This window comes from Kitasatospora sp. NPDC101183, assembly GCF_044767945.1.
Lineage (GTDB): Bacteria > Actinomycetota > Actinomycetes > Streptomycetales > Streptomycetaceae > Kitasatospora.
The window spans coordinates 77,018-88,182 of sequence record NZ_JBIWOW010000011.1 but is presented as its reverse complement, the minus strand read 5'-3'; the positions used below and the strand labels follow the sequence as shown (position 1 = coordinate 88,182).

The 11,165-nt window shown below is 74.0% G+C and carries 8 protein-coding genes; 3 read left to right on the top strand and 5 right to left on the bottom strand.

All coding sequences use genetic code 11. The features are described 5' to 3' along the window. Window positions 1–2: 2 nt before the first annotated feature. Genes ACIRRS_RS17285 through ACIRRS_RS17275 form a run of 3 tightly spaced genes read right to left on the bottom strand, consistent with a single transcriptional unit; the run spans window position 3 to window position 1,127 of the window. Window positions 3–353, bottom strand: coding sequence for a hypothetical protein (locus ACIRRS_RS17285; RefSeq protein ID WP_402971281.1), 351 nt, complete (start codon window positions 351–353; stop codon window positions 3–5). 27 nt (window positions 354–380) lie between these two features. Beyond that, entirely contained in the window at window positions 381–701 is a 321-nt protein-coding gene (locus ACIRRS_RS17280; RefSeq protein ID WP_402971278.1) for a hypothetical protein, read from the bottom strand. 45 nt (window positions 702–746) lie between these two features. Beyond that, a complete protein-coding gene (locus ACIRRS_RS17275) occupies window positions 747–1,127 on the bottom strand; it encodes a VOC family protein (RefSeq protein WP_402971275.1) in 381 nt (126 codons plus the stop codon). A gap of 176 nt (window positions 1,128–1,303) precedes the next feature. Between ACIRRS_RS17275 and ACIRRS_RS17270 the strand changes: the two genes are divergently transcribed. Beyond that, the gene (locus ACIRRS_RS17270) at window positions 1,304–1,786 is read left to right on the top strand and encodes a hypothetical protein (protein ID WP_402971273.1); all 483 of its coding nucleotides are present in this window, start codon (window positions 1,304–1,306) and stop codon (window positions 1,784–1,786) included. 3 nt (window positions 1,787–1,789) lie between these two features. Here ACIRRS_RS17270 and eccD read toward each other — a convergent pair whose 3' ends face one another. Continuing rightward, on the bottom strand, window positions 1,790–3,175 hold the full coding sequence (eccD, locus tag ACIRRS_RS17265) for a type VII secretion integral membrane protein EccD (protein WP_402971270.1): 1,386 nt from the start codon (window positions 3,173–3,175) through the stop codon (window positions 1,790–1,792). A 227-nt stretch (window positions 3,176–3,402) separates the two neighbouring features. On the opposite strand from eccD, the gene eccCa reads away from it, so the two are divergent. Then, window positions 3,403–7,314, top strand: a complete 3,912-nt coding sequence (gene eccCa / locus ACIRRS_RS17260; protein WP_402971643.1) for a type VII secretion protein EccCa — start codon at window positions 3,403–3,405, stop codon at window positions 7,312–7,314. Window positions 7,315–7,426: 112 nt separating this feature from the next. On the opposite strand, the gene ACIRRS_RS17255 is transcribed toward eccCa, so the two are convergent. Further along, on the bottom strand, window positions 7,427–8,680 hold the full coding sequence (locus ACIRRS_RS17255; protein WP_402971267.1) for an RNA-guided endonuclease InsQ/TnpB family protein: 1,254 nt from the start codon (window positions 8,678–8,680) through the stop codon (window positions 7,427–7,429). A gap of 164 nt (window positions 8,681–8,844) precedes the next feature. Here ACIRRS_RS17255 and ACIRRS_RS17250 point away from each other — a divergent pair, with 164 nt between their 5' ends. Beyond that, a complete protein-coding gene (locus ACIRRS_RS17250) occupies window positions 8,845–11,121 on the top strand; it encodes a hypothetical protein (RefSeq protein ID WP_402971264.1) in 2,277 nt (758 codons plus the stop codon). Window positions 11,122–11,165: the final 44 nt, after the last annotated feature.

The window sequence follows — 11,165 nt, the reverse complement described above, 5'->3', positions numbered from 1 at the left end:
GGTCAATCCCCCTGCGCCCAGGCGGCGACCGGCAGCGAGAGGTACACCCCGAAGTCCTCCAGCCCGGTGGCCTCGCAGATGCCCTCGTGCAGCGAGTCCACCCGCTCCTGCCGGTCCGCCGCCCTGCTCGCGAACCACTTCGACCTGATCTCGATCACCACGTCGAGCCCGCTGCGGTCCAGCGGCCCGAGCGCCCGGAACCGGACCTCCACGTCCCCGGGCTGGAGGTCCCCGTCGTACGGCTCCTCGGGGCACTCCACGGCGAGCGACACCAAGTGCGGCAGTACCGCCCCCAGTTCGCGCAGAACGGCCTCGGGCACGGTGGGCGCGTACGTCACATCAACCAGCGGCATGCCCACCACACTAGGCCCTCGCCCGGGTCAGACCACCCGCCGGTCGGCGATCCGGGCCACCTCGGCGAAGTACGCCCGGAACAACGGCTCGTCGGCGGCGGGCACCCGGAACGCGGGCGAGGTGGAGTACTGGAAGGCGCCCGGATCGGTGCCGTAGAGCGGGGCGCCCAGGTCACGCACGGTGCCGATGAACAGCTGGCCCGGCCTGTCGGGCTTCCTGTAGTGCACCAGCGCCCCCAACCACCGCAGCGGCACCCGGAGTTCGGACCGTCCCGCGCCGAACTGCTCGAACACCCCCCGGTCCACGCGCAGATGCAGGTCCTCGTAGTCGAACGTCAGCGGCTCCATGCCGGGACGATAGCCCACGACCGGTCGGCCCGCTGCCGACGGTCTCTAGGCGCTCTCCGGGTAACAGCGGAGTTCGACGGTGTTGCCGTCCGGGTCCTGGACGTAGAGGGAGGTGGCGGTGCCGCGGGCGCCGAAGCGGGGGCCCGGGCCGTCGAGGACGGTGAAGACGCCGGAGTCCACGACCTCCTGCCAGTCGAGGGGTTCGACGGTGAGGCAGATGTGGTCGACGTTGGATTCCTGCCGGGGGCGGTGGAACAGGTCGATGATGGTCGCGGCGTTGACCCGGACGGACGGGAAGGACACCTTGCCCGCCCGCCATTCCTCGACCCGGACGGGCTCCAGGCCGAGCAGGCCCGTGTAGAAGGCCAGCGAGCGTTCGATGTCGGCGACGTTGAGGACGAGATGGTCGAGGGCGATGACGCGCATGGGGGCCTGCTCCGGGTGGTGAGGGTGGTCGTGGTGACGGGTTCCACGATCCCTGGATCCCGGCTTGGTATCAAGACAAGATCGAATGATGATCGTTTAGCTGGATCCGACGATCCTGATCCGAGGCCGTTGGCCGTTTGGGTGGCCTTGTCGTGGGTGGCGGTTATCGTGCGCACATGAACGTTCCCGAGGTCATCCCCATCAGCCACGAGCCCGACTACCGCACCGACACCATCGGGCGGTACGAGGGCGGGCAGTTCTTCGCGTCCGTCACGGCGGCGTTCCCCGAGGGGTGGAGCGGGGACGACTGGGCGTCCGTGAAGCGGTGGCACGCCGTGCTGCACCGGTTCGACGAGGCGGGCAGGCACCTGGACTCGCGGATCGAGGCGACGGGGACGACGGCGGAGGGCGAGCGGGCGGCCATCGAGGCCGCCCGCCTCCTGCTCGACGGATGGCTGGCCGAGCTGCCGGGCCGGGAGTACGGGGACATCGCCGTCGCCCCCTTCGAAGTCCGCTTCGAGGGGGCGCTCTTCGGCCTGGTCGTGGAAGAGGACGAGGAGGACGACGAGGAGGAGGACGAGGACGGCCGGCTGTGGGTGGAGCTCTACCCGGACGGCCTCGGCTTCTACCCGCCCTGGGACGGCTCCTACGACACCTGAGCGTCAGCCCCCCAGCCCCCGCAGCGTGTGGTAGACGCCGCACGCCTGCAGGGCCAGCGGGAGCAGCGACAGCGCGCACAGCGTGTGCAGGATGTCGGCGAGGCGCCCCCAGTACGGCAGCAGGCGGCGCCCCGGGACCGTCCACCCGGCGACGAGCAGGGAGGCGGCCGCGCCCAGCAGCAGCCCCAGCAGGCCCAGGCGCCCGCCCGGGGACGCCGAGCCGGCCTCCCGCGCGAGCAGCACCAGCAGCCCGTACGCCCCCGGCAGCAGCAGCGCGAGCCGCTGCCGCGTGCTGCCGATGGCGCGCCCGTGCAGCAGGAGCAGCACGGCGAGCGCGCCGCCCTCCGCCGGGCCGGCCCAGCCGTCCGCGTACGCGAGGACCGTCAGGCAGGCGGCGCTGACGGCGCCGATCGCCGCGTACAGCGCCATCAGGTAGTCGTCGGCGACGAGCGCGCGCGGCAGGACGGCCTCGGCCGGGACGGGCTCGATGTTCTCCTGGAGCTCCTCCGCGTTGCGCGGCAGCATCGGCAGCCGCAGCCCGGACAGCCGGAACGCGATCGAGGGCACGAACGCGCCGACCAGCACCGCGAACACCGCGACCAGCGACACGAGTTCGGACGGCGTCAGCCCGGACAGGATCAGGACCCCGGCCAGCACGCCGATCACCGCGACCAGCACGATCCCCACGAACAGCGGCGCCGCCGCCCCCACCGCCGCCAGCGCCAGCACCGCCGCGCCCGCACCCGCCGAGGCGGCCGCCAGCACCCGGGCGCCCAGCAGGTCCCCGCCGGAGCCCGCGCCGCCGGGCAGCAGCAGGGCCGCCAGCCCCAGGTACGGCACGGCCGCGGCCCCGAGGGCGGCGCCCGTACCGGCGTCGGACATCGCCCGGGAGGCGCTGGCCGCGCCGAGCAGCAGCAGGAGCGCGACGGCCCCGGCCGCCGCCTCGCGGGCCCGCCCGGGGCCGGGCAGGGCCAGCAGCACCCAGCCGGCGGCGAGCGCGGTGAGGGCCAGGGCCAGGGCCAGGCGGCGGGTCAGCGCGGGGCGCCAGCCGTCGCCGCGCTCCTCCATGCCGGTGGCCACGCCGTCCACCAGGTCGTCGAAGTGCACGGCGGGCAGCGCCTCGTGGCGCGGCCGCAGGTACACCGTGTCGCCGTCGTGCAGGCCGAGCGCCTCCGGGGAGTCGTCCTCCGCCAGCGGCTCCTCACCGAGCCGCTGCAGCACCCAGCCGCCGTGCTCCAGGCCCTCCTCCGCGAGGTCCGGGCCCGCGTGCGCCAGGACGGCGGGCAGCAGGTCGGCCAGGGGCACATCGGCGGGGACGGCCAGTTCGAAGGCCGTCCCCGGCGCGTGGAACCTCAATCGGCACAGTCCTGCCACGACACTGCTGCTCACGCCGGTCCTCCGGTTCGGTGAATGCTCTCCGCCCGGATGAACGGCCTGCCCGGTGTGTCGCGTTCACCGTGAACCGTCTGTTCACCGTGGACCGCCCGTTCACCGTGAACCCCCGACGACGCTCCGCACGTGGGTCAGATCGTGAGCAAGCGGGACGACGTGGCGATGAGGAGCCCCGAGTGAGTGTCGAGCTGGTCAGCCGGACGCCCCGGCGGCCCGGGCCCGAAATGCCGGACGGCGAGATCCAGCTCCAGGAGCCGCCGGGCCTGCCCGAGAAGCAGAGCGGCATGGCCGGCGTCATCGCCATGGCCCCCATGGCGCTCGGCTCGCTCTCGATGGTGTTCATGTTCCTGCACCCCGGCGGCGGCGACGGCGGGGCGCTCAGCTACGTCGCGATGGGCATGATGGCCCTGTCCGCCGTCGGCATGCTCGTCACCCAGCTGATCCGCGGCTCCAGCGACCGCAAGCAGCAGCTGCGCGCCGAGCGCCGCGACTACCTGCGCTACCTCGCCCAGATGCGCCGCCAGGTCCGCCGCGCCATCGACGCCCAGCGCAAGGCGCTCGCCTGGCGCCACCCCGCCCCGTCCGAACTGGGCTCCCTGGTCGGCACCACCCGGCTGTGGGAGCGCCGGGCCGCCCACCCCGACTTCAGCGACGTCCGCATCGGCATCGGCGCCCAGCGTCTCGCCACCCCGCTCGCGCCGCTGGCCACCAAGCCCGTCGAGGACCTCGAACCGCTCTGCGCCCACGCGCTGCGCCGCTTCATCCACGCCTACGGCACCGTCGCCGACCAGCCGATGGCCATCCACCTGCGCGGCTTCTCCCAGGTGCTGCTGCGCAGCGACGACCCGGCCGCCGCCCGCGACCTCGTACGGGCGGTGCTCGCCCAACTCGCCGTCGTCCACGGCCCGGACGAGCTGCGCGTCGCCGTCGTCGCCGACGACGCCCACCGCGCCGAATGGGACTGGGCCAAGTGGCTGCCGCACGCCCTGCACCCCACCGAGACGGACGGCGCCGGGCCCGTGCGCCTCGTCGCCGGCAGCCTCGTCGAGGCCGAACAGCTCCTCGGGGACGAGTTCACCGGCCGCCCCGGCTTCGAACCCGACGCCGTGCCCAACCGCGACGAGCCGTTCACCGTCATCGTCCTCGACGGCCCCGGCGCCCACACCGGCAGCCGCGCCGCCCTGGCCGGATACCGCAACACCGTCCTGATCGACCTCGCCGACACCCTGGAGTGGAAGGCCTCCCGCGTCACCCTGCGGCTGCGCGTCGAGGACGGGCGCCTCGCCATGGTCGGCGCCGACCGCAACCGCAAGGACGTCGTCACCGAGCTCGGCCGCCCCGACGCCCTCACCGCCCCCGCCGCCACCCGCCTCGCCGCCCGGCTCGCCCGCTACCGCATCGCCGACGGCGTCGACGCCGCCGAGCCGCTCGCCACCGACTTCGACCTCACCGCCCTCCTCGGCATCCCCGACCTGCACGCCCACGACGTCGACGCCCTGTGGGCCCAGCGCGGCATCCCGCAGCGCCTGCGCGTCCCGCTGGGCCTCGGCCCGGACGGGCGGCCCGTCGACCTCGACCTCAAGGAGTCCGCCCAGGGCGGCATGGGCCCGCACGGCATGCTGATCGGCGCCACCGGCTCCGGCAAGTCCGAACTGCTGCGCACCCTGGTGCTCGCCCTCGCCGTCACCCACTCCTCCGAGGTGCTCAACTTCGTCCTCGTCGACTTCAAGGGCGGCGCCACCTTCCTCGGCCTCGACGACCTCCCGCACACCTCCGCCGTCATCACCAACCTCGCCGACGAGGCCGCCCTCGTCGACCGCATGCGCGACGCCCTCCACGGCGAACTCGTGCGCCGCCAGGAGGTGTTGCGCGAGGCCGGGTACGCCTCCCTGCTCGAGTACGAGACGGCGCGCAGCGCCGGCGCCGCGCTGCGGCCGCTGCCCACCCTGTTCGTCGTCGTCGACGAGTTCAGCGAACTCCTCTCCGCGCACCGCGACTTCATGGAACTGTTCGTGATGATCGGCCGCCTCGGCCGCTCCCTCGGCGTCCACCTGCTGCTCGCCTCCCAGCGCCTCGACGAGGGCCGCATGAGCGCGCTCGAGTCCCACCTCTCGTACCGGATCGGCCTGCGCACCTTCTCCGCCATGGAGAGCCGCGGCGTCCTCGGCGTCCCCGACGCCTACCAGCTGCCCTCCTCGCCCGGCAACGGCTTCCTGCGCAGCGACACCTCCACCCTCACCCGCTTCAAGGCCGCCTACGTCTCCGGCCCGTACCGCCCCAAGCGCCGCGCCGGGCAGCAGGCCGCCATCGCCGGGCAGGTCGTCGCGTACGGGACGGACTACGTGATGCCCCGTCAACTCCCCGTCGCCGCCGTCGAGGTGGAGGAGGAGACGGCCGCCGGCTCGCTGCTGGAGGTCGCCGCCGGGAAGCTGCGCGACGCAGGCCCGCCCGCCCACCGCGTCTGGCTGCCGCCCCTGGACGTGCCGCCCACCCTCGACGAACTGCTGCCCCCGCTCGTCCCGCACCCCGAGCGCGGCCTCACCACCGCCGACGAACGCTCCCACGGCGCGCTCACCCTGCCCGTCGGCGTCGTCGACCGGCCCTTCCACCAGCTGCGCGACATGCTCACCGCCGACCTCTCCGGCGCCGGCGGCCACGTCGGCGTCGCGGGCGCCCCGCAGAGCGGCAAGAGCACCCTGCTGCGCGCCCTCATCACCGGCCTCGCCCTCACCCACACCCCCGCCGAAGTCCAGTTCTACTGCCTCGACTTCGGCGGCGGCACCCTCTCCGCGCTGCGCGGCCTGCCGCACATGGGCGGCGTCACCGGCCGCCACGACGGCGAACGGGTGCTGCGCACCGTCGCCGAGATCAACGCCGTCATCACCCGCCGCGAACGGTACTTCGCCGAACTCGGCATCGACTCCCTCGCCTCCTTCCGCCGCCGCAAGGCCGCGGGCGAACTGCCCGACGACCCGCACGGCGACGTCTTCCTCGTCGTCGACGGCTGGAACACCCTGCGCCAGGAGTTCGCCGACCTCGTCCAGCCACTCACCCTGATGTCCCAGCGCGGCCTCAACTACGGCGTCCACCTCGTCGTCGGCACCACCCGCTGGGGCGAGATCAGCAGCGGCCTGCGCGACCAGCTCCAGACCCGCTTCGAACTGCGCCTCGGCGACTCCATCGACTCCGTGATCAACATGCGCGCCGCCGCCAAGGTCCCCAAGGCCCCCGGCCGGGGCCTCACCGAGGAACAGCTCCACTTCCTCGGCGCCCTGCCCCGCATCGACGGCTCCGGCCGCACCGACGACCTCGGCGAGGGCGTCGCCGACCTCGTCGACGCCGTCGCCGCCCACTGGACCGGCCCCCGCGCTCCCGAGGTGCGGATGCTGCCCCTCACCCTCGACGCCGACCGCCTCCCCGCCCCCGAGGGCCGGCTGCGGGTGCCCATCGGCCTGGAGGACACCGAGGTCTCGCCGCTGTGGCACGACTTCGAGGAGAGCCCGCACCTGCTCGTCGTCGGCGACAGCGAGGCCGGCAAGACCAACATGCTGCGCCTGATGATCCGCGCCATCACCACCGCCTACACCCCGGCCGAAGCGCGCATCATGCTCGTCGACTACCGGCGCGGCCTCTACGACGCGGTACCCGAGGAGTACCGCCTCGGCTACGCCGTCGCCGTCGACAAGCTCCGCCAGATCGTCGACGGCGCCTCGCGCGCCATGAAGAACCGCATCCCGCCCGCCGACATCACCCCCGCCCGCCTCAAGCTGCGCGACTGGTGGACGGGGCCCGAACTCTTCGTCCTCGTCGACGACTACGACCTCGTCGGCGCCGGCAGCGGCGCCCACCCCTTCGCCGCCCTCCTCGAGGACCTCTCCCAGGGCGCCGAGATCGGCCTCCACCTCGTCATCGCCCGCAGCGCCAACGGCATCGGCCGGGCGATGGGCGACCCGCTGATCCGCAAGCTCCAGGAGGTCAACTCCCCGGTCCTGCTGATGTCCTGCCCGCCGAGCGAGGGCTACCTCTGGGGCAACCTCAAGCCCCGCACCCTCCCCGCCGGCCGCGGCCTCTACATCACCCGCCGCCGCACCGTCCAGGTCCAGACGGGCCTCCTCCCGGACCCGGAGGCGGAGTGACGGGCGGCGGGCTCGGGCGGGGCCCTACGTGTGCGGTGTTCCGCGCGCGAGAGTGTGGCGAGCGTCGGTGGTGTGCGGGCCGGTCGGGAGATGGATTGACATCGTCCCCGCCCTAAGCGGCGGGGATTCCTCCCGCGCCTGCGGCACGGACACCCGTGAATCGCTGGTCGCCGAGGTGGGTTCCCCGTTCATCGGGCCGTGCCTGGCGTGGGATTGCCACGCCGGGTCTGACCGGCCCTCCAGGGACGTTCAGCCTGTCCGCCTGCCCGGCGGCCAGGATGTTGCGAGCAGCATTGAGGTCACGGTCATGGAGCACACCGCACGCGCCACACGTCCACTCGCGGACCGCGAGGGGCTTGGGGCCGTCCCGGTGCCCGCACCGCGAGCAGAGCTGGGACGACGCGAACGCACGGTGCACGATGCCGACGGTGCGCCCGTACCGGGCCGCCTTCTCCTCGAGGAGGCGTCGGAAGGCGGCCCATCCGGCGTCGTGGACGGACTTGGCCAGCCGGCCGCGTCCGAGGCCGCGCACGTTCAGGTCTTCCAGGTACACCGCTTGGGTTTCGCGGATGATCCTGGTCGTCTGTTTGTGCAGCCAGTCCCTGCGGGTGTCGGCCACCTTGGCATGTGCCCTGGCGACCTTGCGTCGGGCCTTCTCCCGCTTCTTGCTGCCCTTGGCCTTGCGGGAGAGTTCCCGCTGCGCGGCCTTCAGTCGCTTCTCCGCCTTGCGCAGGAAGCGCGGGTTGTCGATGACGCTCCCGTCGGACAGGACGGCGTAGGTGGTCAGTCCGAGGTCGATGCCGATCTCGCTGTCCAGCGTGGGAAGGTGCTCCGGCTCGACGTCGACGATGAAGCTCGCGTGGTAGCGGCCCGACGGATCGAGCAGGATCGTCACCGAGGACGGATCGGCGGGCAGGGCACGCGACCACTTCACGCGTACGTCGCCGATCTTCGCCAGGTTCAGCTTCCCGTTGGAGCGGATGCGGAACCCGTTGCGGGTGAACCGAAGGCTCTGCCGGCTGTCCCGCTTCGACTTGAACCGGGGAGGCCCCATCGCACGCCCCGCGCGCTTGCCGGACACCGAGTCGAAGAAGTTCCGGTACGCGGTGTCCAGGTCCCGCAGGGACTGGATCAGAGGGTCCACACCGACCGAGGCCAGCCACGAACGCTCGGTAGTGCGCTTCGCCCCCGTGATCACCAGCTTCTGCAAGTCGGTGCCCCTGGGATACGGAAGGCCGTCCTTGCGGGCCTGCTTCCGAACCGCCAGGGCATCGTTGAACACCACCCGCGCACACCCGAACGTACGGGCCAGCGCCGAGCGCTGACCAGCCGTCGGATAGACGCGATAGGAGTACCGAAGGTGCACAGGATCAACCTAGCGGGAGCCACTGACAACGGCCCCTGCATAAACCTCCGAAGCCCACTCCGCCATTTCGCGGCCCCGAGCCAAGGACCCTCCCCCACCCTCCGGGCGGGGGGACCCCCATCTCCCCGGCCCGAAGGCCGGGGCATCCTGGGAGATCAAAGGTGATGGGCGGTTCTTCGGCGTCGACGCTGCGGGCGGTCGGGGCGCATCTGGTGATCGCGCCGGTCGGGGCGGAGGCGGCTGGGCTGGCGGAGGCGTTGGCGCCGGTGCGGGGGGAGGCGCGGGCGGTGCTGCTGTTCGCGGCGGCCGCCGACGCGGCGCCCGTGTTGCTGGCCTCGCTGGACGAGGTGGCGAAGGTGGTGGCGGAGCGCGGGGCGGAGGTGCTGGTGCTGGCGGCCTCCGGGCTGGCCGCGCCGGGGCCGGACGGGCGGCGCCCGGCCGAACTGCTGGCCGCCCGTTGCGGGTTGACCGTCGTGGCGCCGGACTCCGTCGTGAGCATCGAGGCGGACGGGACGCTGCTCGCCGTTGACGGCTCCTGGTGGCGCTGCCGTCCCTCCGGGCCGGGCGCCGCGATGGGCGCGTACTGGCCGCCCGCCGCGACCGTCACCCCGCTGAGCGGCGCGAACGCCTTCCAGGTCACCGAGGCCGCCGTGACCTCCGCTCCGCCCGTCCTGGAGCAGGCGGTCGCGGACGGTCTGCTGCTGGTCCTCGGCGAGCCGGGCGGCGGACTGCCGACGGGGCCGCAACTCGCCAACGCCACCAGCCTGTTGCTGGAGAGGGCGGGCGACCCCGAGCACCTGACGCTGAGCGCGCCGTGGGCGGAGCCGGTGGTGCTGATCGAGCTGGTGGCGGTGGTCGCGGCCTCGCTGGGGCGGGAGGTGTGGGCGTCCGTCGGCGTGCCGGTCGGCGGTCGGCGGAACGTCCACCCGACGGCGGACGGCGGCGCCGGATGGGAGCCGTACCTGACGGAGCTGGTGGCCCGGCCGAGCGACCGTACGGTGACGGCCGTCGGCTGGCGCACCCGGCCCGACCTGCCGCCCGTGCCCGGTGTGGCGCGCTACCCGGCCTTCCCTGGCTGGGAGTTGGAGGCGGTGGCGGCGGGGCTGTGGCTGCGTCCGTCGGCGACCTCGGACCGTGGGCCGCGCCTGCGGCGCCCGGACCCGGCCGGGCCGGTGCTGGTCGTCGGCACGCCGGGGCGGCCGGTGCCGGAGACGGTGTGGGACCACCTCGGCGCGATGCTCGGCTCCCTGCCGGCGGCCTCGGGGCGCTTGGCGCTCACGGTCGCGGGGGTGCTGGACGTGGAGTCGCGGGCGGTGGGGCGGTTCTGCGCGCGGCTGTACGGGCTGGAGTGGGTGGAGGGGGCGGAGACCGTCGAGGCAGGGCCAATGTTGGCCCCGATCGTCGAGCCGGAACCGCACCCGGAGCCGGAGCCGGAACCGGTGCCCGAGCAGGAGCCCGAACCCGAGGTCGAGGCGGAGGCTGAGGTCGTGCCCGACCTTGCCCCGCCGACGCCCGTGGTGACCGTGGCGAGCACGGAGCCGGAGCAGGAGCCCGAACCGGACCCCGAGTCCGAGGTCGTCGAGGTCGTTGAGGTCGTCGAGCCGGAAGAAGAACCCGAGCCGGAAGAAGAACCCGAGCCGGAAGAAGATCCCGAGCCCGAGCCCGAACCCGAGCCGGTAGAGGGCCCAACATTGGTCCCTGAACCCACCCCCGAGCCGACCCCCACCCCCGCCACCGACCGCGCCACCCTCACCACCCAACTCGGCCCCACCTACCAGCGCCTCGCCCGCCGCGCCGAGGACGCCGCCACCCGCCTGCCCGCCCTGCGCGTGCAGACGGCGGAGGGCGAGGCCGAGCCCGAGCTGGTCGCCGTGCTCCTGCACCAGGGCGACAGCACCCCCCTCGCCCCCCGCGCCGAGCTGCTCGCCGCCGCCCGCGACGCCACGCCCGGCGCGTACGGCCCGTACCTCCGCTGCCTCGCCGCCGGGCTGCGCCGCCTCCCCAGCCACTACGGCGGCGTGCTCGTCGCCGGCCCGCCCGAGGCGGCCGAGCCCGAGCGGTACGCCCCGGGCACGGTGCTGGTGGAGCCCGCGCCGGTGAGCGGCGTCGCGGCGCCGGGGGCGGACCTGGGCGAGGGCGTGGGCGTCGAGTTCGCCGTCTGGTCGGTCGGCGGGCGCCGCAGCTCGGCCTTCGGCGAGCCGGGCGAGCAGCCGTCCGTGATCTTCGCCCCGGGCACCGAGTTCGAGGTGGTCGACGTGGACGAGCCGGACCCGGACACCGGCCGCCCGCTGCGCGTGCTGCTGCACGAGATCGGCGGAGTCCGCCCGGGGCCGGACCGCCTGCGCGGCTGGCTCGCCCGCCGGGACGCGATCGCCCCGGCCGACCGCGTGCGGCCCTCCGACCCGTCCCGCTACCTGCTCGACCTGGGCGCCACCCGGTAGCGGCCGGGCCCGGAGCCTCACACCCGGGGGCTCACGCCCAGGGC